The following is a 21496-nucleotide window of genomic DNA, read 5'->3' as shown; positions in this document are numbered from 1 at the left end:
TTCTGCGACTATGACAGCTACCGTCTTACAAAACCCCCTCCTGATTGGTGCCGGTCTACCTCCCTTCGACAGCATCGACACAGCCCACATTGTGCCGGGCATCACCGCTCTGCTCGACGACCTCGCCGCCGCCCTAGAAACCCTAGAGGCCCAGGTTACCCCCACCTGGGACGGCCTGGTGGAACCCCTCACCCGCATCGAAGAGCGCCTGGGCTGGAGCTGGGGCATTGTCGGCCACCTGATGGGGGTAAAAAATAGCCCTGAGCTGCGCGCGGCCTACGAGGCGGTGCAGCCGCCCCTGGTGCAGTTCGCCACCCGCCTGGGCCAGAGCAAGCCGATCTATGAAGCCTTCAAACAGCTCCGCGCCAGCGACCAGTGGGCCAGCTTCGACCCGGCCCAGCAGCGCATCGTTGAGTCCTCGATCCGTGAAGCCGAGCTGTCGGGGGTGGGCCTAGAGGGCGCTGAAAAAGATCGCTTCAACGAAATTCAGCAGAGCTTGGCCGAACTCACCAACAAGTTCTCCAACAACGTGCTCGACGCCACCAAGGCCTTTAGCCTCACCCTCACCACCCCTGAAGATATCGACGGGCTACCCCCGAGCCTGCTGGCCCAGGCTGCCCAAGCCGCCCGCGATGCCGGCGACGAAAGCGCCACCGCCGCCGCGGGCCCCTGGCGAATCACGCTGGATTACCCCAGCTTCGGTCCGTTCATGCAGCACAGCCGCCGCCGCGACCTGCGCGAACAGCTCTACCGTGCCTTTGTCACTCGCGCCTCCGAGGGCGATCTCGACAACAGCCCCAACATTGAGAAAATTCTTGAGCTGCGCCACGAAATGGCGAACCTGTTGGGCTACGCCACCTACGCTGACCTCAGCCTGGCCCGCAAAATGGCTCCGTCTGTCGAGGCGATCGAAAAGCTGATGGGCGAGCTGCGGGTGGCCAGCTACGACACTGCCGTAAAGGAGCTGGAGGAACTCAAAGCCTTTGCTCAGTCTAAGGGGGCAGCCGAGGCCGACAGTCTCACCCACTGGGACACCGCCTTTTGGGCTGAGCGCATTCGCGAAGAAAAGTACGGCCTCAACGACGAAGAGCTGCGCCCCTACTTCCCGCTGCCCCAGGTGCTCGACGGCCTGTTTGCCCTGGCCCACCGCATCTTTGATGTCACCATTGCCCCCGCCGACGGCGAAGCTCCAGTGTGGCACCCCGACGTACGCTACTTCCAGGTATTAAATAGCGGCGGCGATCCGATCGCCCACTTCTACCTCGATCCCTACAGCCGCCCCGCCGAAAAACGCGGCGGCGCCTGGATGGATGACTGCATCAACCGGGGCAAGATCAACGACCAAGTGCGGCTGCCTGTGGCCTACCTGGTATGCAACCAGGCTCCCCCAGTAGACGGCAAGCCCAGTCTGATGACCTTCCGCGATGTGGAGACCCTGTTCCACGAGTTCGGCCATGGCCTCCAGCACATGCTGACCAAGGTTGATTTCACCGGAGCCGCAGGCATTAACAATGTGGAATGGGACGCCGTCGAGCTGCCCAGCCAGTTTATGGAGAACTGGTGCTACCACCGCGACACCCTGCTCACCCTGGCCCGCCACGTCGATACCGGTGCGCCCCTGCCCGAAGACTTGTATCAAAAGATTGTTGCCGCTCGCACCTTTATGACCGGCAGCGCCATTCTGCGCCAGGTGCGGTTTGGCTGGACTGACATTGAGCTGCACCACCGCTACCGACCCGGCAGCGGCGAAACGGTGACCACCGTCAGCCAGCGCATCGCTGAGCAGTCCTCTATTCTCAAGCCCCTGCCCGAAGATGCTTTTCTCTGTGCCTTCACCCATATCTTTGCGGGGGGCTACGCAGCGGGCTACTACAGCTACTTCTGGGCTGAGGTGCTGAGCGCCGACGCCTTTGCCGCCTTTGAAGAAGCGGGATTGAACGACGAGGGGGCGATCGCCGCCACCGGTCGCCGCTTCCGCGACACTGTGCTTGCCCTGGGCGGCAGTCGCCATCCGATGGAGGTGTTCAAAGCCTTCCGGGGGCGCGAACCTAGCACTCAGGCGCTGCTCCGCCATCGCGGTCTAGTAGCCGCTTAGGGACTACCGTTCAATTCGATCAATAGACTAGAACCCAGGGTTGGCAAAAACCCTGGGTTCCTTTTTAGGTTTAAGAATGTTCACTAGGGCGATCGCGCTGGTGAAACCCTTCGATCGCACTCGGCAGCGTAAAGAAGATGTGCTCGGTGCCGATCAAATCTAGCAGCCCACAGCGCTTTAGCTGAACGTAAAGATCCTGTTTAACCCGCGCCAAGGCCAAGGTAATGCCCTGCTGCTTTAGGGTTTCGTGCAGTTCTACCAGCATGTCGGCGGCGGTAACGTCGATCCCGACCATGGCCTCGGTATTGATCACAAACCACTCCACTGGCGCGACTTCAGCTTCGATCACCGCCAGGGCGCGACGCTGTAAATTTCCAGCGTTGGCAAAAAACAGCGGTGCATCATAGCGGTAAATCACCAGCCCCGGGATGGTGGTTGCCCCCGGCCAGTCCGTCACATCATGCAGTCCAGCGATGTTAGGCACCTTACCCATAACCGCGTCGTGGGGGCGGGCAATGCGGGCAAAGAGTTCGATCACAGAGAGGCCGACGGCGATCGCCACCCCCACCAGCAAATCCGTTGCCAACACCCCTACCGTAGTTGCCAGCGCCAAGGCAAAATCGCCCTGGCGAAATGCCCTAAGCCTCAGAAACTCGGGAATATCCACTAGTTTAGTGGCGGCAAAAATCACCAGGGCCCCCAGTGCCGCCGTCGGGAACATCGCCAATAGCGGTCGCAGAAACAGCAGCACTCCCAGCACGACCCCAAAGGCTGCTAGCGAATACACCTGGCTCTTGCTGCCCATAGAGTCGCCAATGGCCGCACGGCTAGCGCTGCTGCTCACCGGAAAGCCCTGCATCAGCCCGCCGCCCAGATTGGCCACTCCCAGGGCAAACAGCTCCTGATTGGCGTCGATGCTTTGGTGGTTGCGGGCCGCCAACGCCCGTGCGGTCAGCACATTGTCTGAGTAACCGACGATCGCAATTCCCACCGCTGCCGTCAAAATTTGTTGCGCCTCCTGACGAGAGGTCAACGGCACCACAAAACGAGGTAGCCCCGCCGGAATTTCGCCTACGACTTTGACCCCCTGCTGCTCCAGCCCGAGCAACACCACCATGCCGGTCGCCAGCAACACCGCCAGCAGCGGCCCAGGTAGCTGTGAAAAACGAGCCTGCACCGCAAACAAAAACACCAGAACAAAGCCCCCTACCGCCAGCGTTGGCCCGTGAGCCTGACCCAGGTGACTCCAAAATTCCGCCAGCTGCCCCACCACCGATTCGGCCTCAATCGGTATACCGCTCACTCGGCCCAGCTGTCCGGCGATCATAATGACAGCAACTCCAGTCATGTAGCCGATTAAAATCGGCTTTGACAGCAAATCAGCTAAAAAGCCCAGACGGGCTACATACCCTACTAAGCACAGCACTCCCACTGCGCAGGCCAGCAGAGACGCCAAAACGGTATAGTCCGTGCCAGAGATTGCCGCCAGAGGGGCGATCGCTACTGCCGTCATTACTGCCGTGCTCGACTCTGGCCCTACCGAGAGCTGAGGTGACGTGCCCACCAGGGTGTACAGCAGCAGCGCCGGCAAAATTGCCCATAACCCCTGCACTGGCCCAACTCCCGCCAGTTCCCCATAGGCCATGCACTGGGGAATGAGGTAGGCAGCCACGGTGATACCCGCCAAACTGTCCTGGCGCAGCCAGTCCGTAGGGTAATGGCGCAGGCGCGCTAGCCCGGGCAATAGGGTAGAGAAACGAGAATACTTGGATTTTGCAGTCAACTTAGTTTTTGGAAGTTAAGGAAAGGACTAAGTAGCTTACCGCTTGATCCAGCCCAAAACAAAAGCCCTTAACCAAAATGCAGGATCTGACACGGCAGACGATTCCAAAGCTGCAAGAATCTTGGCTGCTGTTGCTCTCGCAGCTGCCAAAAGCTCGGCTCCTAAATGAAGTGAGTTAGCCGTTAGTCCACCCACGAAGCTAACCCAATGCAACTCTAATTACAACAATACCCGGTTCCACCACAAAAGCTACAACACTAAATAGAGACGTAGCGTTACAAAACGAGTCAAACTAGGAACAAAAAATGTATGCCTATTGAGAACGCAACCGTCCTTCCATTGACCGATAAGGCCAATCAACCTGGGGTCTACCATGACAACAAGTTAAGTCTCAGGAGGACTCAAATATGGCTTTGTATCATCTCAAAGATTACTACCCTAATTATCAAGACACTCTCGCCGACGGACAAATGGGAAGTATTGATTCCTACTCCGTTTATGCCCAGGGCGAAGACAAAGTTGGCACCGCCAAAGATCTGCTCGTAGACGAATCCGGTCGTTTCCGCTACCTAGTAGTTGACACCGGCCCGTGGATCTTTGGGAAAAACGTTTTGGTCCCGGTTGGTGTAGCCCGGTTTGACTACGATAAGAGCCGCGTCTATGTGAACGGCCTGTCTAAAACTCAAGTTGAGAATCTACCCGAATACAAAGACGACACCGTCGTAGACGAACGCTACGAAGAGCAGGTTAGAGGTCAGTATCGACCCTTGGCTCAAGGCCGCTCTAGCCGACAGTTTCTAGGTAGCACCTATGCTGCACCTAATGACGCCTCCAACATGAATCCCTTGGATTCTGACCGGATGAATCCCCTAGAAGTAGATCAGCAGCGCACTCAAACCACTGTTGGTAATACTCAAGGAGTCAACAAGATCCGCGAGACCATGGCTAGTCAGGATGTTGCCCAGCCAGCCCCTACTACCTACGATCGCGAACCTAGCATCTATGGTCTAAGCGAAGAAGACAACCACGGTCCTCTACGGCTGTATGAAGAGCGCCTAGTAGCTCACCGCAGCCGCGCTAAAGTGGGCGAAGTAGTCGTGGGCAAGCGCATCGAAACTCAAACCGCTGAAGTCTCTGAGCCGATCGAGAAAGAGCGCGTTGTGATCGAAAGACGCGATGTTGTTGACCAGCCCGCCGTAGGCACCGACCACGTCTTTGAGAACCAAGAAGTGGCTCGCATGGAAGTCTACGAAGAGCAAGTTAACGTCGAGAAAGAAGCTTTCGTCCGCGAAGAAGTGGATGTCCGCAAAGAAACCGACCGTGAACTAATTCGCTCACGGGAAGAGATCCGACGTGAAGAGCTGGATGTCAACACTGACGGCAACCCCAAAATTGATCGCTAGGGTTTGCACCAGGAGATAGACGTTAGTATCTCCGTCTGTTCTAAGAGGGCGTAGCCGCGGCTGCGTCCTCTTAATATCTATGGCAAATATTAGTTATTAGCTTACTTGCGTCTTAAAAATGTCTCAACAACATCTAATTAACAATGACGTCTTCGATCGCTCAGGATATCTAATCGGCAATGTGGTTAGAGTTGAGCCTTCGGCCACAGATTTTTCTCTTATCGTGCAGCTCATAGGCCGTAATGGCGGAAATAACCAGGCCACCATTCCCAGCGCCTCTATTACAGATATAGACTCTGAGAATAAGACTATTTATGTCGACCGAGATCAGAGTGAATTTTCTCCCAACGCCGGTCAGAAAATTCAGCTGGTTGAAGAGCGTTTAGTCGTTAATCGTAAGCGTGTCAAGGTAGGTGAGGTCAGCGTCCGTAGGGTAGTCGAAACCGAGATAGTAGAAGTTCCCGTTCGGCGAGAAAAGCTTGTTATTGAGCATATAGGTAGCGGCAATCCCCCCGTCGAGATGAGCTTGGGAGAGACTCAGCTTCAAGGCCATGAGATTGCTGTTCAGCCCGACAGCAATCGAGATATCACTGCTAGTGGTACCTTTGAAACTATTCAAGGCGCGATGTCTTTTCTTAGTACCGCCGAACAGAGACCAGAGCTTCACTGCGAAAAAATCAGAGTGGCCATTCTTCTCGACGGCGAAAATGGTCTTAAAGGGACCATCTATGAGTTTGAAACTCCCCAGGCTGCAATTCAAAAGCTCGCGCGGTTAGAAAAGGTTCTTTTAAACCAACTTAGCCACGTTCGCCTAGAGCTGTTTTTAAGCGATCCCACTATGGTGCAAACCTATCAGAACTTAATTTCTGAATGTACTTCCGTTTAAAACTTCGTCAAAAAAACTAACCAAGGAATGAGCGGCTTAACTGCTGCTCAAGTCCACACTGTTGTAGAGACTCATAGCTTTTTCGACCCCGTCGGTGAGGGCTTTTTCAATCGCGCGCAGAGTCGTGTCAACCACTCCATCTAGGGTGCTGCGTTCGGTTTTAGAAAAGTTGCCCAGCACATGGGAAACAACAGCTTGACCCCCAACTCGTTGACTGGCCCCAATGCCAATTCGCAGGCGCGGGAAATCTTGGGTACCGAGGTGAGCAATGGCCGACTTCATACCGTTATGCCCCCCGGCCGAGCCCGACAGCCGCAGTCGCAGCCGCCCTACAGGCAAATCCATATCGTCGTAGACCACTAACACTTGGCTCGGATCTAGCTTTAGCCAGTCGAGTACCGCCCGCATCGACTGACCTGAGCGGTTCATGTAGGTTAGCGGTTTGAGCAAATACACCTTCTGACGAGTTGGCCCAAATCCGGCTCCATACTCGCCCTGAAACCGCCGCTCCTCTTTAAGAGAAACAGCCCAGGCCTTGGAAAGGCGATCGACTACCTCAAAGCCAATATTGTGGCGGGTGCCTGCGTACTTATCTCCCGGGTTGCCCAGCCCCACAATCAGGCAGGGGAGAGCAGGCGATGCTACGTCAGCCATAAGTCAACGGCCCCTACTTAAGCAGGAGAATCGGTTTCAGCTGGCTCAGCTGCGGGGCTGCTGCCATTGGTGTCACTCGATTCCAGCGGAGCAATCTCGGGTTCAACCTCAGCGGTAACCTCAGGGGGTGTTAGCACCTTGGGCGATTCGGGTTCTAGGGTCGCCTTCATTGGTGCAGTCACCACCTTCTCAATTTGTTGGGCTTCCTTCTTGAACTCCTCCTCAAACTCCCGAGAAGCCTCTTGAAAGCCCTTGATGGCTTTTCCCATGCTGCGACCAATTTCGGGCAGCTTTTTGGGGCCAAAGACCAATAGCGCCAGCACCATAATTAGCGCCATCTCTGGCAAACCCACACCAAACACGTTCATAGGTCAACTCCCGAGTAACGACGGCTGTGCAAACGACCTGCTGCTGTGCACCAACTATGCGTGCATCAAACGGCAAAAGAGGCTGGGTAGTCAAGGGTCTACACCAGCCTCAGATTAATAAATTTTGGATGCCGTATCCAAACTGCGTTGGCAAATCTGAGGGCAAACCGTGGTGGCTTGATCCCCAAACTCCCTAGAGCCCTACGCTGCGCCAGTCCACATCAAAGCTTTCCAGCACGATAGAAGAATTATAAAGCTGCAAAATAATCAGCAGAAACACGAAGAACAGACCGATAAAAACCGCCATCACAGGGGTAGTGCCCCAGCCGGGAGCAACCTTACCGTACTCAGAGTTGAGGGGCTTTAACACGTCTCCTAACCTAGTCCGTTGTGCCATGGATCCTTCCACAATCAACACTTTATAGTTCGTAATATTATAGGATGGGGTGGTTTCCTATTCTCATAAACCCCATGGAACCTGCAACAGTTCTTATCATTTCCGTGGCTGCCGTAGTGGTAGCCGTAACTGGTTACTCAGTGTACATGTCCTTTGGCCCCCCGTCCAAGCAGTTGGCTGACCCCTTTGACGACCACGAAGACTAGGGTTTCCCAGGGCGATGCCGCTAGTTTTGGGCATCGCCCCCATGACCTCAAGTTTTTGGGTCAAAACCATTGATTGCGCAGGCTTCTGGTGGTAGGATTAGAAACCTGTGGATTTATTTTGGCTGTCCTGCCGCAATCCGTACAGGTCAAAACTTTCAACCTCAACGAATGTTGCTCTAAACCCTATGATTAAGCTTCGACTCAAGCGTTTCGGCAAAAAGCGGGAAGTCAGCTACCGCATCGTAGCCATCAATAGCGATGCCCGTCGCGACGGCCGCCCTCTGGAAGAAGTTGGCTTCTACAACCCCCGCACCGACGAAACTCGGCTCGACGTTGACGCCATTACGCGTCGCTTAGAGCAGGGTGCGCAGCCTACCCAGACCGTGCGGCACATTCTCGAAAAAGCCAACCTGATCGAAAAGCGTAAGACCAACTTCAAGACCGAAGTTAAGGCTGAAGCCTAGCTCACCCATTGCTTTTAGCCCCTGCCCCCACCATGGATAGCCCTGATTTCCCAGGACTGGTTCGGTTTTTGGTAGAGCCTTTCTTAGACTCGCCCGATTCTTTGCGTATCGATTGCGAAGAGAACGCTGCGCAGTCTAAGGTTTGGATCCGAATTGCCTTTAAGGGTGATGAGCGGGGCAAGGTGTTTGGCCGGGGCGGGCGCAACATTCAAGCCATTCGCACCATTGTGCGGGCTACGGCAGCGTTGTCTGGTTGGTCGGCCTATGTAGATGTCTACGGAGCCTCAGAGCAGGAAGCTGGGACTGACCATAGGTCTTACAGTGGCCCTGCTCAGCGATCGTCGGGCAAGCCTAAGCCCCAGCTTCGTCCGAAAGTGTAGGGTTTAGGCATACGCACTCCAGGCCTGAATTATTCTGGCAATCTTTATAGATGGATTCTCCCCTGCGGATTGAACTGCCTACATCAGAGGGCGCTGTGGCCCTGGCAGGCTACCGAGACGAAAATATTAAACTCCTGGCCAGCCAAACTGGAGCATCTCTAGTACTGCGCGGCCAGGAGTTATTTATTTCGGGCACTGACAACGGTGCGGCCCTGGCTCAGCGGTTGGTTATGGCTCTAGAGCCTTTGTGGAGCCAAGGGCAGCCAGTAACTACCGCCGACATTATGACGGCTCGACAAGCCCTTGATACCGATCGCATCGACGAGCTTCAGGCCATTCACCAGGATGTGGTGGCTCGTACTCGGCGGGGAGAAGTGGTGCGGGCCAAAACCTTTCGCCAAAAGCAGTATGTCAAAGCCCTGCGTAGTCAAGACATGGTGTTTTGCATTGGCCCAGCTGGCACCGGCAAGACTTTTCTGGCAACCCTGGTAGGTATTCAGGCACTGCTCAACAACGAATTTGAGCGCCTGATTTTGACTCGCCCGGCGGTCGAAGCGGGGGAACGGCTGGGCTTTTTGCCGGGAGATTTGCAGCAAAAGGTAAACCCCTACCTGCGACCTCTCTACGATGCTCTCCACGAGTTGGTAGACCCAGAGAAAGTCGCCAACCTGATGGAGCGCGGCATTATCGAGGTGGCTCCCCTGGCCTATATGCGGGGACGCACCCTCAACAACGCCTTTGTGATTATGGATGAAGCCCAGAACACTACCCCGGCTCAGATGAAGATGGTGCTGACCCGCCTGGGCTTTAAGTCACGCATGGTGGTGACGGGCGATGTCACTCAAACCGACTTGCCGGCAGACCAGACCTCGGGTTTGGCCGTGGCCCAGCAGATTCTTAAAGGGGTAAACGGGATTGCCTTTTGCCAGCTCAACCAGGCAGACGTGGTGCGCCACCCACTGGTGCAGCGGATTGTGGCCGCCTACGAAACCTACGAGAGCCGGGTGACCAAGCGAGAGAGCCGGCCTTGACAGCCTTGTGCCTGGCAGAAGAACGAAGATAGCAAAGCGAGGAATGCCTGACGAGCTCTGAGTTTGGGCTTTTTAGGCTTTTCTAGCTATGTTTGTCGGCGATCGCACCAGCCATACTAAAACTCTCCCTTGCCCACGGTTCTAGGCAAGGGAGAGTCTTTAATAGAAAAATACTGGCTCAAGTGACCCAGTTTATTAGACGGTAGCGAATTCTGGCGCAGCCGTAACCGCAGTATCGTCCATCGGCACTGAGGCGTAGACTTCGGCGGAGTTGTTGGGGCTTTCGATCAGCTTGACCTTGTGGAGGCTAGCACCCAAGTCAGCGATGGGGCCTTGCAGCAGATCGCGAATATGGACGGCGATGTTCTCTGCCGTGGGCACTACTTCAGCAAAGTAGGGGATGTCTTTATTGAGGAAAGTATGGTCGAAGGGTTCCACCACGTGCTCGTCAATAGCTGCCTGAAGCGCTGCTAAATCGACCAGCATGCCCGTACGAGGGTCGATTTGCCCTTTAACAGTGACTTCTAAGTGGTAATTATGACCGTGGCCGTGAGGGCGGGCGCACTTGCCGTAAATTTCGCAGTTTTCTTCGTAGCTGAGCCGAGGCGAGGCCAAGCGGTGGGCGGCACTAAAGTGGGTGCTGACGGTGAGAAAGGCTTCCATGGCATTACCTGAGTAGTCGGACCAGAGTTCGGGGTGTTCAAACAGCTGAATGTTGACGATGGGCAGGTGGGGCGCGAGGCGATCCCAGATCACCTTAGCCAGGTATTCGGTGGTGGGCAGGGTGTGCTGAAATTCTGGCCAGACATCGTTGAGGTAGGCAAAGTCAAGCTGGGAAGTGACTTCCTTTTTGATCACATGCTTGACGTCAGACAGGTTAAGCACCATGCCGTACTCGTCTAGGTCGCCTTCCATGGCCACATAGAGCACGTAGTTGTGACCATGGCCAGGAAAGTTGATGCAGGGGCCAAACCGCTGGGCGTTTTCGGCGTCGCTCAGCTCGCCTAGCCAGTAGCGGTGGCTAGCAGAAAACTGCGCCCGGCGATTGATTATGCATTTCATAGAACTGGAAACCCATGCAGGAGGCGATAGTTACGTTAAGCAACCGTTACATACTTAGCATAGTGTAAATTGCTTGCTGTTGCGAAATCGGCGTAAGCAACGATCGCTGCAAAGAAACAGTAAAGATTTGCCGGAACCCCATCGCCCGCCTAGCCCCTCGAACCCTTAGCTGGCAAGCTATTCCCTGAGATAGATCTTCCTTTAAATTAAATGACATGGCTTGTTGACATCGGAAGGATTTAGTAAAATTGAATACAGAAAGTACGTTGACGTTCATCTGAGGCAACCTGGAGACTACTCCACTACGCCCTAGACGGAAGTAAGGAGATTGGCTCCCGAAGGAACGCACCCTGCTTAGGCAGTTTGTTAAATCCTTTGTCAACAAGAGGCGTGACATGAAACTTTGCTATCGCGGCGTAGATTACGATTACAACCCGCCTTCTCTAGAAGTGCGTGAAAGTGAGCTAACCGGATCCTACCGGGGACGTCCAATGAGATTTTCCTACGTTAAGCATTTACCGATAACCCAACCTATCGGTAATTACACTTATCGTGGAGTTAGCTATAGCACCAATTGCCACGGGCAAATTGAGTCTTCCACGGTGGCTTCCGATCGTCAGCCTGTGTTTCAGGCGGAGCGGACTGCGGCAGGCAAAGGGCTACCCGCCCGGCGTCACCTGCTGCAAGAAGCGGCTGAAGCTCATCGCACTAGCATTCAGCAGTCGACTCAGCATCGTATTGAAGTGGCCCGTGCCCAGGGTAACGATCAACTGCTGAAGCAGCTTGAGGCTGAGCTACACCAAGTGGTTTAAGCTTTGCGTCAGCAACTCCGTTTTTTGCTGTAGCTGGAGCAGTGAGGGACACTCCCAAGGGGGTGTCCTTTTCTTTGCAATTTTTAGAGCGATCGCCCAAAGTTTCTCGTCTGCTTTGGTATAAGAGCGATCGCCCCCATGGACTGCTACAAAGTGGCCCACATAGGGAAGTGAGCCAGGGATTGACTAGCTAAAGGCCTATCCAAAACTGGGCTAGGGCGTCGTTTTTTTGACCAAAGCCCCCAATGTTCCCTCAGTTGCAGTCAGGTAGTCGTTGGGAGCCAACCACAGCATTAGGCCTCGTTTGCCCGCTGATACGGCCACCATTTCAAAGGTGAGGATCGATTCATCCACGTAGGCTGGATAGGCTTTTTTGGTGCCTAAAGCGGTGACGCCGCCGCGAATGTAGCCGGTTAGAGGCTGTACGTCTTTAAGGGGCACAGTGTCGGTTTTGCGATCGCCCGCCAGCACCGCCAGCGCTTTTAGATCAAGTTGGGCGCTACCGGGGATGACGGCGAGGCAGACGCCCGTGCGATCGCCCTTAGCTACCAGAGTCTTAAACACCTGCTCCGGCGGCAATCCCAGTTTTTCAGCGGTGCTCTCAGCGGCCAGGTCGTTGGGATCTACCTCATATTCCAGCAGTTGGTAGGGCAGCTTGAGGCGATCGAGTATACGGGCGGCGTTGGTCTTGCTCACGGAACGACGGTAGAACTTTGAAAGGTCAAATTAAAAGGGCTCAAGGTAAAGGTATCAGGTTCGGGGGGTGTACCCCAAACCGTAAACCCGACACCTTAAACCCTTGCCCTTGGCTTCTTTGACCCTACTTAATAAACAGCATCTCCTGGTAGGTAGGCAGGGGCCAGAGGTCATCAGCCACTTCGCCCTCCAAGGCATCGGCGTGCTCGCGCACCTGAACCATCAGGGGGAGAATGGTTTGGGCGCAGAACTGCATGTGCTCTTCCACCGACATGAAGTGCTTGGTCAGCATGTCGCTTAGCTCGTTTACCGAGGTCATCATCGACTTGGTCAACTCAGCCACCTTGGCCACGCTGTCTTTGCCAAACTCAATGCCGATCCCATTGAGGCTGTCGATGGTCTTGGCGAGTTCGCCCATATAGCGCACGGCGGCGGGGTAGATAATAGTTTTGGCGATGCTGATCACCAGCTTGGCTTCGACCTCAATGTGCTGGATGTACTGCTCAGAGTAGGCCTCAAAGCGACTGCCCAGCTCCACCGGGGTGAGCACATTCTCTTTAGCAAACAGGTCTTCGATGTACTGTTCGCGCAGCACGGGCAGGGCATCGGCGGTAGTGCGCAGGTTGAGCAGCCCGCGCTCGTTGACGGCCATTTCGTGCCACTCAGTAGAGTAGCCGTTGCCGTTAAACACCACGGCCCCGTGGTCACGAATCACGTCGCGCAGAATGTCATGAATAGCGACGTTGAGTTCGACGCCGCTGCCCAGTTTGGCCTCAAGCTGGTCGGCCATCCAATCTAATGAATCGGCCAGAATGGTGTTCATCGCCACCAGCGGCCCGGAGACCGACTGGCCCGAACCTACGGCACGAAACTCAAAGCGGTTGCCGGTAAAGGCAAAGGGCGAAGTGCGGTTGCGATCGCCCGCATCCTTAGGAAACACCGGCAGGGTGGCCACACCCAGATCCATGTCGCCTTTTGCCTGGGAGCCAGTGACCTCGCCCGAGGCAATTTGGTCAAACACATCCTGAAGCTGGCTGCCCAGGTAGATGGAGATGATCGCCGGTGGTGCTTCGTTGGCCCCCAGACGATGGTCGTTGCTAGCGCTGGCAATCACCGCCCGCATCAGCGGCCCATACTTATGCACGCCGCGAATTACCGCCCCGCAGAACACCAGAAACTGCGCGTTAGAGTGGGGCGTGTCGCCCGGATCCAGTAGGTTACCCTGGGTGGCGTTGCCCACCGACCAGTTGACGTGCTTACCCGACCCGTTAATGCCCGCGAAAGGCTTTTCATGCAGCAAGCAGACGAAACCGTGCTTTTTGGCAGTGTTGCGCAGCACCGTCATGATCAGCTGCTGGTGGTCGCTGGCTACGTTGGCGGCTTCAAAGAAAGGAGCGATCTCAAACTGGCCAGGGGCCACCTCATTGTGGCGGGTTTTAGCCGGAATGCCCAAGCGGTAGAGCTTTTCCTCCACATCCTGCATGAATACCTGCACCCGCTCGGGGATAGCCCCGAAGTAGTGATCGTCGAACTGCTGGCCCTTGGCCGGGGCCTTGCCAAACAGGGTGCGACCAGCCAACAGCACGTCGGGTCGGATGTTGGCAAAGCTAGCATCTACCAGGAAATACTCTTGCTCAGCACCGCAGCTGGAGTTAACTGGGGCAACTTCGCTGTGACCCAGCAACTTGAGCACCCGGGTAGCAGCCTTGCTCATGGCGGCGTTGGAGCGCAGCAGCGGGGTTTTTTTATCTAACGCTTCTCCCGTCCAGGAGACAAACACCGTGGGAATGCAAAGGGTAACGCCGTTCTCGGTCTCCATGACAAAGGCAGGGCTGGTGACATCCCAAGCGGTGTAGCCCCGGGCCTCAAAGGTGGAGCGAATGCCGCCGTTAGGGAAGGAGGAACCGTCGGGCTCACCCTGCACCAGCACCTTGCCAGAAAATTCTGAAATCACCGATCCGTCACTCTGCACGGAGATAAAGCCATCGTGCTTTTCGGCGGTGGCGTTGGTCAGGGGGTAGAACATGTGGGAGTAGTACAGCGCCCCCTTGGAGGTAGCCCAATCTTTCATGGCCACAGCCACGACATCCGCCACCGACACATCCAGCGGAGCCCCGGTGGTAATAGTCTTTTGCACCGACTTAAACACCGATTTGGGCAAGCACTCCTGCATCTTGCTAAGGCTAAAAACGTCCTTGGCCCATAGATCCTCGAGCCGCCCGGGAGCGCTCACTGCTACCTTGGGACGGCAGGCAATACTGGCAATAGCCTGGGCCCGCAATTCGTTTCCGCTCATAGAAGTCTCCTAGTTGGATGAGAAATTAAGCAAAGCTATCACTGGTGCGGGGTAACTCTGAGGCTACGAATATCAGAAAAACCCGCCCTGGAAATCGTGATCGACAAAATTAGCTTCTGGGGCGATGGTCAAAGACCGACCCTAAAGGGTCATCGCGATCGCCTCCGTTAGAAAAGTCTGAGAGGCTTGACGGCTAAGCATCCTTGGGGAAAACCACATTGCCGAGACAGAAACTGGCAACCCCGTAACGGGAAATTTCTGTTTACAATGCTGATCGCCTAGCAGATAGCAGACAAAACAAACCTCTCAGACAAGCATGAAGTACCCAAAAGGCTAAGGGTGGATGGCTCATAGGCCTAGACAATGTTTTTGAGCCCTATCTAACGACGCCACCCAAACAGACCTTGAGGAATAAAAAAACCTTTATGTTTAGATAAAAACCAAACTCAAAAACCGCACTTCTCCAACTAGCTGACATTGCCCTGAAAACTATCAGAACAACAATTTCAGTCTTTGTGTTTTGCCAGCGATCGCTTTAAAGACCCGTAGAAATTTGCATTATGGATAGTAGAGGCAAAACCTAGGGGGTTTTTGTAGCAACGAATACATTTGCCAGTTAATTCAGGTCCCTACAGATTGATTCTCAACTGCAACTTTGCTGAGGCTAGGCTCCAAGGTGGGGCCTAGGTCCATCCAACCTAGAGATGGATTAGGAGTATTAGCGCGGCAACGCTGGGGGCGTTGTGGGTTGCCCCAATGAATCGAGGCTACTCAAAGAGGATTCGGTCTCAGGCCCCCGTTCAGCACCGCTCTGGGTCAGAATAGTTAACATTCTGTGTAAACCCATTACAGACCGAGCACGACTATGCCGCGCATCCGAGACATTCTGCACAAAGGCGAACCGGGTCAGAGCACCACCATCCAAGGCTGGGTGCGCACTAAGCGTGAGGCCAAGGGCGTCACCTTTGTGGATGTCAACGATGGCTCATCGATGGCGGGTTTGCAGGTAGTGCTCAATGCCGACCTAGCGGGCTACGACACCGTCGTCAAAGACCTCACCACTGGGTCGTCAGTCGAAATTGGCGGCACCCTGGTAGAGTCACCGGGCAAAGGCCAGCGCGTGGAGTTGCAGGGCGATTCAATCACCGTGTTTGGTACAGCAGACGGAGAAACCTACCCACTTCAGAAAAAGCGGCATTCCTTTGAGTATTTGCGAACGCTGGGGCATCTCAGGTCACGTACTAATACCCTCAGCGCAGTCTTTCGGGTTCGCAACGCCTGCGCCCAAGCAATCCATCAGTTCTTCAATGAGCGCAGCTTTTTGTGGATTCACACCCCCATCATTACCGCCAGCGACTGTGAGGGCGCGGGCGAAATGTTTGCCGTCACAGGGTTGAATCTAGCCAACCCACCCAAGGATAAAACCGGCGCAGTAGACTACAGCCAGGATTTCTTTGGCAAGCCCGCCTACCTCACCGTCAGCGGCCAGCTTGAGGCCGAGATTATGGCGATGGCCTTTACCGATGTCTACACCTTTGGCCCCACCTTTCGGGCTGAGAATTCCAACACCTCTCGCCACCTGGCCGAGTTTTGGATGGTGGAACCGGAGATGGCCTTCTGCGACCTGACCGGCAATATGGATTTGGCTGAAGAATTCCTCAAGTACATCTTCCACTCGGTGCTAGAGCAATGCCCGGAGGACATGACCTTCTTCAACGATCGCATCGACAACTCAGTGCTGGCCACCGCCGACAACATTATCAACAACACCTTCGAGCGCATCACCTATACCGATGCGGTAAAGCTGTTAGAGAAGACAGGCCGGAAATTTGAATTTCCGGTTGAGTGGGGGATTGACCTGCAATCGGAACACGAGCGCTACTTGGCGGAAGAATTGTTCAAAAAGCCGGTGATCGTCACTGACTACCCCACTGGCATTAAAGCCTTCTACATGCGCCTCAACGACGGCGGTGAAACTGTAGCGGCGATGGACGTGCTGGCTCCGAAGGTGGGTGAGATTATCGGTGGCTCTCAGCGGGAAGAACGGTTAGATGTGTTAGAGCGTCGCATTGTCGACGCCGGGCTAGACCCAGCAACTTACTGGTGGTACCTCGATCTGCGCCGCTTTGGCACCGTGCCCCACGCCGGGTTTGGTCTCGGCTTCGAGCGCCTGGTGCAGTTTATGACCGGCATGGGCAACATCCGCGATGTCATCCCCTTCCCCCGTACCCCGGACAGCATCGAGTTTTAGTGCCTTAAAAGCTCTGACAAAACTGGCTGAGTTAGAGGATTTTCAAGGCAATTACCTCTAAAACACCAGTACCAACTCTATCCACCAGTCTTTACCCTGTCGCACGATCTGGATGTTGCGGATGAATTCGCGGAAGAAGAAGCGCCGCTCGGCTTCAGAGAGATCGAGCCAAAACTGGGGAATTGACACTGACTGGGACAGCTCTTGCAAGTTGACGGGGGGTAGCTGAGCAAGCTGCTGGTGCAGAGTGGAAATTTCGCCCCTTAGCTTGTAGCGGCGTAAAGCAGCAGTTTCAGCGTCCAGAACGCCAGATTCTTCTAGGGTGGGTAGCTGGGCGATCGCGGCTTCCTTAGCAGCGATCGCACCCTGCAAACTGGTGCCGGGGGCGGGAGCACCGGGGGGAATTCTGGCCGTGAATTGGGCCACCGCCGGGGGCAACTCCTGACAGATCTGATTCACGATGCGATGCAGGGCGTCGTCGTAGGGAATGGCGGGGCAGCGGGGAGCTTTAGGGCAGCCGCTAGATCGCAGGTAAAGATAGCTTTTGGCCTGGCCCCGGGGAGCGGTTTTTGAAATGGTCAGAGGTTGACCGCATGATTGACAGGTGACGAGGCCGGCTAGCGATCGCGGTGCCCCAGCGGTGCGCGGCGGCAGGGGGCGGTTGCGGCGCAGCAGGCGATCGATCTGGGCCGCCTCTTCGCGGCTGATAATAGCGGCGTGAGTGTCGCGCAGGACATTGCCATCCTGGTATTGCAGGTCGCCCCGATACACCGGGTGGGTGAGCCAGCGCCGCCCGGTAGACACCGAAATTCGCTTGCCCAGCTTGCCCTCGATGAACCGCACTGCCCCCCGCAGCGAGCCGTAGAGCAAGAATTCGTTGACAAAGGCGGTGACTACCGGAGCCGTGGCGCGATCGATCAGGTAACGGCCCTGTCCCCGACGGTAGCCGTAGGGCGGCTTGCCCGGGGGCGGTAGCGCCTGTAGGCGGCTGCGGGCATGACCCTCGCGCAGGCGGCGGCGGCGCTGATCGCTAGCCAAGTTGGCCCCCTGCAAGATGCTGTCTAAATCAACGGCATCATCGGTTAGAGTGACCACTTCAGCCCCAGCAGAGGCCAGTGCCTGCACCCAGTGGCAAATATCTTCGGGATTGTTGCCCAGGGCAGCAAGGTTGTCCACCAAAACCCGATCGGCGGGATTAGCTTGCAGGTCAGCCAGCAGGCGATCGCGCTCTGGCCGATACTCTAGCTCCGTCGGCAATGCTACATCGGTGTATACCCGTTCCACCGATGCCAGCATCTCTGCCCCTAGAGTCTCAAGGAAGGGAGCGGTTGGGGCCTCAATTTCTCGGTAGTAGTAGGCGACAATGCGCATGACCTAGAACGCTTGCTTCAGCGCTTCACGCAGGGCCAGCGCCTGTTCGTCGCTGTCACTGGCTACCACTACCATCACCGTGGTAGTGGCTGGTGGGTTCTCGACACACACAAACATCGCCGTTGCCGTCTCAGAGCGCCCCGCCACGCTGGTGGCATCGTTTTGCACCGGCTCTAATCCCTGAGATTCTAGCGCTTGTCGAGCCTGGCTCAGACACTGGGCAGTATCGATGCCTAAGACCTGCCAGGCGTAGTGCATGCTCGGCGGAGCCGCCTGCATAGCGGGAATCGTGGCCACCAGACCCAGCCCCGTCAGCATCGCCGTCAGCAAATAGGTCATTGAAATCATTGGTGTTTCCTCATCGCTGCGGCTTTGGTTTGTGGCCTTGGGCAGGGATGCCCCCCTGTGTCGATAATACTCTGCGGCTTTAGTTTCATACCGTTGGCTCCGGCCATTGGCTCTGGGTCGTGGCAAGATAGGTGGGTAAGCTGGGGCTATGGGCTTGCCCTCCTAGCTCCTCGCGTTTCCCAGAGGCGATTTCTTTGCAGATTACATTTTTGGGTACCAGTTCTGGCGTGCCAACCCGCGCCCGCAATGTGTCGAGTGTGGCCCTGCGGCTGCCCCAGCGGGCCGAGGTGTGGCTGTTTGACTGTGGCGAAGGCACCCAGCACCAGTTTTTGCGCAGCGAGTTTAAGTCGAGCCAGATTCGCCGCATCTTTATTACCCACATGCACGGCGACCACATTTTTGGCCTAATGGGGCTGCTAGCCAGCTGTGGCCTGGCGGGCAATCGGCAGCAGCGCATCGATATCTATGGCCCCAAACCCCTCAATGACTACCTGCAGGCCAGCCGCCGCTATTCCCAAACCCACTTTTCGCTGCCGATCAAAATCCACGCCGTGGAGCCGGGCTTGGTGTTTGAGGATGACGACTTTCGGGTGACCTGCGACCTGCTAGAGCACCGGGTGCCCGCCTACGGCTATCGCATTGAGGAGCGCGATCGCCCCGGCCACTTCGACGTCAAACGCGCCCAGGCCCTAGGCATTCCCTCGGGCCCCATCTACGGTCAGCTGAAGCAGGGGCAGCGGGTCAAGCTCGATGACGGTCGCACCATCAACGGGGCCGACCTCTGCGGGCCAGATCTGGTGGGGCGCAAGCTGGTGTACTGCACCGATACAATTTATTGCGATCGCGCCGTCACCCTCGCCACCCAAGCCGACGTATTGATCCACGAGGCTACCTTCTCTCACCGTGATGCCGACTTAGCCTACCAGCGGCTACACTCCACCTCAACTATGGCAGCTCAGGTCGCCCTTAGCGCCCAGGCCAAACAGCTAATCATGACCCACTTCAGCCCTCGCTACGCCCCCGGCAACGATATTCAGCTGCCCGACCTACTGGCCGAGGCCCGGGCCATTTTTCCCAACACTAACCTAGCCCACGACTTTCTGGTCTACGACATCCCGCGCCATGACGAGAAGGTGCTGGCGTCCTCTTCCGTCTAGGTCTGGCGAGAGATCAACTCTAGCGATTGGCGGCAGGCTTACTCGGCGCCACATTTAACCGCTGTCTCAACGCTGTTAAATGGTGCTGGTTATCCACCGCGGTGCGGGGCATGGGAATCTCTGTGTTGGGCCAGGTGGCCAGGTCATTGCAGGGGCAGAGCTCCGTCATCGTACCGGCCGTGGGAATAACAATCGGCATTTCACAGCGAGCACAGGGGGCTACATCCCAGGCGGGCGACAGCATCGCCGCAATGCTTTGGCTGGTGCCTTTGAGATAGCAATCTTGGCCACTGGTCACCATAATGCGGTGCCAGCAGTCTTCAAAGGCTTGGCTATATTGACCATTTTGAAAGATCGGGTCGGGCAGCTGTTCGCCTCGACCTTCGGCCAGCACGACTGGTTTGCCCAGCTGAAACCAGTGGGCTAAAAAATTTCTAACTTGGTCCTGGGATGCCATGGCGGTGAGGTTCCTAATTACTTTGGCGGAGGCTTCCTGGGGTCTAAACAGGCATTGATGACCTGACACAATGTGCTTTGCCAGGCAGAATGAAGCGTTGCCAATGCTCCTTTGCGCAGCCCCGGTCGAATGGTCTCATCCTAGCGGCTGCCTGGCTTGGGCCACAGGTATCTACTGATATTCTTCGGAAATCAAATCTGACAAACCTGCTTCGAGGTAGGTTATTTCGCCTCTCCAGGGCTAGAGAATCTACCCTACGGTCTGCTCAATGTAGTTTTTTACATAACAGCTAGAAAATTCAGCTGGCAGAGCTAGACCTGGGAACTGCTGGCGATCGCCCTCCTTAAACCACTGCCCAGCCGCATTAACTATGGCCCTTTGTCCTGCTTAACGAAAGTTTGCAGAGTGCCCTTGCCAGCGCTAAAAGTGCCGCGTAACCGGATAAAGTAGCCCTATGTATGACGACGATCTCTCCACCCTAAACCCCGACCTGGAGTTTGCTGACCCCCTCGATGCCCTGGGCCCCGTAGACGAGGAACAAGCTCCCCAGTTCGACCCCGAGGCGATGCTGCCCCTGCTAACCGCCACCGATCCGCAGCAGCGCATGCTGGCGGCGCGGGCATTTTGCGAGGTAGAAGACAGGCGGGCGGTGGGCCCCCTGACAACGCTGCTGAGCGATCCCTGCCCCCTGGTGCGGGTGAGTGCCGCCTACGCCCTGGGCCGCAACCCTGATCGCTCGGCGGTAGAGCCTATCATTGCCCAGCTGACCACCGACTGGAATGGTTACGTGCGCAAGGGCTTGGTATGGGCCCTGGGCAACGCCCACGATGCGCGATCGCTGCTGCCGCTGATCGAAGCCCTGCGCACCGATATTGCCGCCGTGCGGCTGTGGGCAGCCAGCGCCCTGGCTCAGATGGCCCAGGTCAACTACGAGTCGGTCATTGCCGCCATCCCCCCCCTGATCGAAGGGCTGCGCCGCGACCCAGTTCCGGCAGTGCGTAGCAACTGCGCTTGGACTGTAGGCCAGCTCTGCCGCGAGCTGCCCTCCAACGTGGTCTATCACACGGCGATCGATGCCCTGATCGAAAGCTTCGCCGAAGAAGATGACCTGGGTGTGCGCGAAGACGCCCGCACCGCCCTGCTCAAGGTAGGCGATACGCGCGGTCTACAAACCATCGAAGAAATCGAGCAGGATGGTTTCTTTTTTTAGCAAAGGATCGGATCAGGGGAGATACGTGAACTCAGTAGATCACAAAGTCCCCGCAGCCCTCGTCCTAAATCCCTCTCCCAAGCTGGGAGAGGGACTTTGAAAGTTTTCCGGCTCCCCTCTCCTTCCTGGGAGAGGGGCTGGGGGAGAGGGCTGGATTACGGCAAGAAAG

Annotated in this window: 21 protein-coding genes, 1 pseudogene and 1 riboswitch; of the genes and pseudogenes, 12 read left to right on the top strand and 10 right to left on the bottom strand. The window is 56.1% G+C overall.

Annotated features, from left to right (window positions below; translation table 11 throughout):
• The first annotated feature begins 10 nt into the window (after positions 1 to 10).
• Positions 11 to 2095 carry a M3 family metallopeptidase gene (locus tag NC979_RS20280; RefSeq protein ID WP_190521098.1) on the top strand — a complete coding sequence of 695 codons (2085 nt, stop codon included), beginning with the start codon at positions 11 to 13 and terminating at the stop codon, positions 2093 to 2095.
• A 70-nt stretch (positions 2096 to 2165) separates the two neighbouring features.
• Here NC979_RS20280 and NC979_RS20275 read toward each other — a convergent pair whose 3' ends face one another.
• Positions 2166 to 3839, bottom strand: coding sequence for a SulP family inorganic anion transporter (locus NC979_RS20275; RefSeq protein ID WP_242024094.1), 1674 nt, complete (start codon positions 3837 to 3839; stop codon positions 2166 to 2168).
• A 446-nt stretch (positions 3840 to 4285) separates the two neighbouring features.
• On the opposite strand from NC979_RS20275, the gene NC979_RS20270 reads away from it, so the two are divergent.
• Both NC979_RS20270 and NC979_RS20265 read left to right on the top strand, forming a co-directional pair.
• Positions 4286 to 5281, top strand: coding sequence for a DUF2382 domain-containing protein (locus NC979_RS20270; protein WP_190521095.1), 996 nt, complete (start codon positions 4286 to 4288; stop codon positions 5279 to 5281).
• A gap of 118 nt (positions 5282 to 5399) precedes the next feature.
• The gene (locus NC979_RS20265) at positions 5400 to 6167 is read left to right on the top strand and encodes a YsnF/AvaK domain-containing protein (RefSeq protein ID WP_190521093.1); all 768 of its coding nucleotides are present in this window, start codon (positions 5400 to 5402) and stop codon (positions 6165 to 6167) included.
• A gap of 36 nt (positions 6168 to 6203) precedes the next feature.
• On the opposite strand, the gene pth is transcribed toward NC979_RS20265, so the two are convergent.
• The 3 genes from pth to psbH all read right to left on the bottom strand — a co-directional run bounded on the left by pth (position 6204) and on the right by psbH (position 7586).
• The gene (gene pth / locus NC979_RS20260; protein WP_190521091.1) at positions 6204 to 6821 is read right to left on the bottom strand and encodes an aminoacyl-tRNA hydrolase; all 618 of its coding nucleotides are present in this window, start codon (positions 6819 to 6821) and stop codon (positions 6204 to 6206) included.
• Positions 6822 to 6838: 17 nt separating this feature from the next.
• Positions 6839 to 7189, bottom strand: a complete 351-nt coding sequence (locus NC979_RS20255) for a TatA/E family twin arginine-targeting protein translocase (protein WP_190521089.1) — start codon at positions 7187 to 7189, stop codon at positions 6839 to 6841.
• Positions 7190 to 7382: 193 nt separating this feature from the next.
• On the bottom strand, positions 7383 to 7586 hold the full coding sequence (gene psbH, locus NC979_RS20250; RefSeq protein ID WP_073607619.1) for a photosystem II reaction center phosphoprotein PsbH: 204 nt from the start codon (positions 7584 to 7586) through the stop codon (positions 7383 to 7385).
• A 74-nt stretch (positions 7587 to 7660) separates the two neighbouring features.
• Between psbH and psbN the strand changes: the two genes are divergently transcribed.
• The 4 genes from psbN to NC979_RS20230 all read left to right on the top strand — a co-directional run bounded on the left by psbN (position 7661) and on the right by NC979_RS20230 (position 9667).
• A complete protein-coding gene (gene psbN, locus NC979_RS20245; RefSeq protein WP_073607618.1) occupies positions 7661 to 7792 on the top strand; it encodes a photosystem II reaction center protein PsbN in 132 nt (43 codons plus the stop codon).
• A gap of 185 nt (positions 7793 to 7977) precedes the next feature.
• Positions 7978 to 8256 (top strand): 30S ribosomal protein S16, encoded by a 279-nt coding sequence (gene rpsP, locus NC979_RS20240; RefSeq protein WP_190521087.1) that lies wholly within the window; start codon positions 7978 to 7980, stop codon positions 8254 to 8256.
• A 32-nt stretch (positions 8257 to 8288) separates the two neighbouring features.
• Positions 8289 to 8636, top strand: a complete 348-nt coding sequence (locus NC979_RS20235) for a KH domain-containing protein (RefSeq protein ID WP_190521084.1) — start codon at positions 8289 to 8291, stop codon at positions 8634 to 8636.
• A gap of 50 nt (positions 8637 to 8686) precedes the next feature.
• Positions 8687 to 9667 carry a PhoH family protein gene (locus NC979_RS20230; protein WP_190521082.1) on the top strand — a complete coding sequence of 327 codons (981 nt, stop codon included), beginning with the start codon at positions 8687 to 8689 and terminating at the stop codon, positions 9665 to 9667.
• A gap of 195 nt (positions 9668 to 9862) precedes the next feature.
• Here NC979_RS20230 and NC979_RS20225 read toward each other — a convergent pair whose 3' ends face one another.
• A complete protein-coding gene (locus NC979_RS20225) occupies positions 9863 to 10729 on the bottom strand; it encodes a 6-carboxytetrahydropterin synthase (protein WP_190521080.1) in 867 nt (288 codons plus the stop codon).
• 268 nt (positions 10730 to 10997) lie between these two features.
• Positions 10998 to 11079: riboswitch (Glutamine riboswitch) on the top strand.
• 45 nt (positions 11080 to 11124) lie between these two features.
• Here NC979_RS20225 and NC979_RS20220 point away from each other — a divergent pair.
• Together NC979_RS20220 and pirA are read left to right on the top strand one after the other, a co-directional pair.
• Positions 11125 to 11283 (top strand): annotated as a pseudogene (locus NC979_RS20220) (DUF4278 domain-containing protein); the annotation flags it as partial.
• A gap of 48 nt (positions 11284 to 11331) precedes the next feature.
• Positions 11332 to 11541: an arginine synthesis PII-interacting regulator PirA gene (gene pirA, locus NC979_RS20215; protein WP_347403958.1), complete on the top strand. Its 210-nt coding sequence runs from the start codon at positions 11332 to 11334 to the stop codon at positions 11539 to 11541.
• 213 nt (positions 11542 to 11754) lie between these two features.
• Here pirA and ybaK read toward each other — a convergent pair whose 3' ends face one another.
• Entirely contained in the window at positions 11755 to 12237 is a 483-nt protein-coding gene (gene ybaK / locus NC979_RS20210) for a Cys-tRNA(Pro) deacylase (RefSeq protein WP_190521076.1), read from the bottom strand.
• 124 nt (positions 12238 to 12361) lie between these two features.
• Positions 12362 to 14533 carry a glutamine synthetase III family protein gene (locus NC979_RS20205; RefSeq protein ID WP_190521074.1) on the bottom strand — a complete coding sequence of 724 codons (2172 nt, stop codon included), beginning with the start codon at positions 14531 to 14533 and terminating at the stop codon, positions 12362 to 12364.
• Positions 14534 to 15398: 865 nt separating this feature from the next.
• Between NC979_RS20205 and asnS the strand changes: the two genes are divergently transcribed.
• Positions 15399 to 16784, top strand: a complete 1386-nt coding sequence (asnS, locus tag NC979_RS20200) for an asparagine--tRNA ligase (protein ID WP_190521072.1) — start codon at positions 15399 to 15401, stop codon at positions 16782 to 16784.
• Between the two features lie 57 nt (positions 16785 to 16841).
• Here the strand turns inward: asnS and NC979_RS20195 are convergent, their stop codons facing one another.
• Both NC979_RS20195 and NC979_RS20190 read right to left on the bottom strand, forming a co-directional pair.
• Positions 16842 to 18155 (bottom strand): recombinase family protein, encoded by a 1314-nt coding sequence (locus NC979_RS20195; protein ID WP_190521069.1) that lies wholly within the window; start codon positions 18153 to 18155, stop codon positions 16842 to 16844.
• A 3-nt stretch (positions 18156 to 18158) separates the two neighbouring features.
• Complete coding sequence (locus NC979_RS20190) at positions 18159 to 18503, bottom strand: hypothetical protein (RefSeq protein ID WP_190521067.1); 345 nt, start codon at positions 18501 to 18503, stop codon at positions 18159 to 18161.
• A 194-nt stretch (positions 18504 to 18697) separates the two neighbouring features.
• On the opposite strand from NC979_RS20190, the gene NC979_RS20185 reads away from it, so the two are divergent.
• Entirely contained in the window at positions 18698 to 19660 is a 963-nt protein-coding gene (locus NC979_RS20185; protein ID WP_190521065.1) for a ribonuclease Z, read from the top strand.
• A 19-nt stretch (positions 19661 to 19679) separates the two neighbouring features.
• Here NC979_RS20185 and NC979_RS20180 read toward each other — a convergent pair whose 3' ends face one another.
• On the bottom strand, positions 19680 to 20117 hold the full coding sequence (locus NC979_RS20180; protein ID WP_190521063.1) for a hypothetical protein: 438 nt from the start codon (positions 20115 to 20117) through the stop codon (positions 19680 to 19682).
• A gap of 454 nt (positions 20118 to 20571) precedes the next feature.
• Here NC979_RS20180 and NC979_RS20175 point away from each other — a divergent pair, with 454 nt between their 5' ends.
• Positions 20572 to 21327, top strand: coding sequence for a HEAT repeat domain-containing protein (locus NC979_RS20175; protein ID WP_190521061.1), 756 nt, complete (start codon positions 20572 to 20574; stop codon positions 21325 to 21327).
• Positions 21328 to 21496: the final 169 nt, after the last annotated feature.

Source organism: Leptolyngbya subtilissima AS-A7, assembly GCF_039962255.1.
In the GTDB taxonomy this organism is placed as follows: Bacteria; Cyanobacteriota; Cyanobacteriia; order Phormidesmidales; family Phormidesmidaceae; genus Nodosilinea.
Note: the sequence above shows the minus strand (reverse complement) of the source record. Positions and strands in the feature narration are given on the sequence as shown.

What these genes read in the sequence shown, in the direction of transcription:
- NC979_RS20280 (WP_190521098.1), top strand. Translation starts at nt 11, where the DNA reads ATGACAGCTACCGTCTTACAAAACCCCCTCCTGATTGGTGCCGGTCTA.
- NC979_RS20270 (WP_190521095.1), top strand. Translation starts at nt 4,286, where the DNA reads ATGGCTTTGTATCATCTCAAAGATTACTACCCTAATTATCAAGACACT.
- NC979_RS20265 (WP_190521093.1), top strand. Translation starts at nt 5,400, where the DNA reads ATGTCTCAACAACATCTAATTAACAATGACGTCTTCGATCGCTCAGGA.
- pth (WP_190521091.1), bottom strand. Translation starts at nt 6,821, where the DNA reads ATGGCTGACGTAGCATCGCCTGCTCTCCCCTGCCTGATTGTGGGGCTG.
- NC979_RS20255 (WP_190521089.1), bottom strand. Translation starts at nt 7,189, where the DNA reads ATGAACGTGTTTGGTGTGGGTTTGCCAGAGATGGCGCTAATTATGGTG.
- psbH (WP_073607619.1), bottom strand. Translation starts at nt 7,586, where the DNA reads ATGGCACAACGGACTAGGTTAGGAGACGTGTTAAAGCCCCTCAACTCT.
- psbN (WP_073607618.1), top strand. Translation starts at nt 7,661, where the DNA reads ATGGAACCTGCAACAGTTCTTATCATTTCCGTGGCTGCCGTAGTGGTA.
- rpsP (WP_190521087.1), top strand. Translation starts at nt 7,978, where the DNA reads ATGATTAAGCTTCGACTCAAGCGTTTCGGCAAAAAGCGGGAAGTCAGC.
- NC979_RS20235 (WP_190521084.1), top strand. Translation starts at nt 8,289, where the DNA reads ATGGATAGCCCTGATTTCCCAGGACTGGTTCGGTTTTTGGTAGAGCCT.
- NC979_RS20230 (WP_190521082.1), top strand. Translation starts at nt 8,687, where the DNA reads ATGGATTCTCCCCTGCGGATTGAACTGCCTACATCAGAGGGCGCTGTG.
- NC979_RS20225 (WP_190521080.1), bottom strand. Translation starts at nt 10,729, where the DNA reads ATGAAATGCATAATCAATCGCCGGGCGCAGTTTTCTGCTAGCCACCGC.
- NC979_RS20205 (WP_190521074.1), bottom strand. Translation starts at nt 14,533, where the DNA reads ATGAGCGGAAACGAATTGCGGGCCCAGGCTATTGCCAGTATTGCCTGC.
- asnS (WP_190521072.1), top strand. Translation starts at nt 15,399, where the DNA reads ATGCCGCGCATCCGAGACATTCTGCACAAAGGCGAACCGGGTCAGAGC.
- NC979_RS20195 (WP_190521069.1), bottom strand. Translation starts at nt 18,155, where the DNA reads ATGCGCATTGTCGCCTACTACTACCGAGAAATTGAGGCCCCAACCGCT.
- NC979_RS20190 (WP_190521067.1), bottom strand. Translation starts at nt 18,503, where the DNA reads ATGATTTCAATGACCTATTTGCTGACGGCGATGCTGACGGGGCTGGGT.
- NC979_RS20180 (WP_190521063.1), bottom strand. Translation starts at nt 20,117, where the DNA reads ATGGCATCCCAGGACCAAGTTAGAAATTTTTTAGCCCACTGGTTTCAG.
- NC979_RS20175 (WP_190521061.1), top strand. Translation starts at nt 20,572, where the DNA reads ATGTATGACGACGATCTCTCCACCCTAAACCCCGACCTGGAGTTTGCT.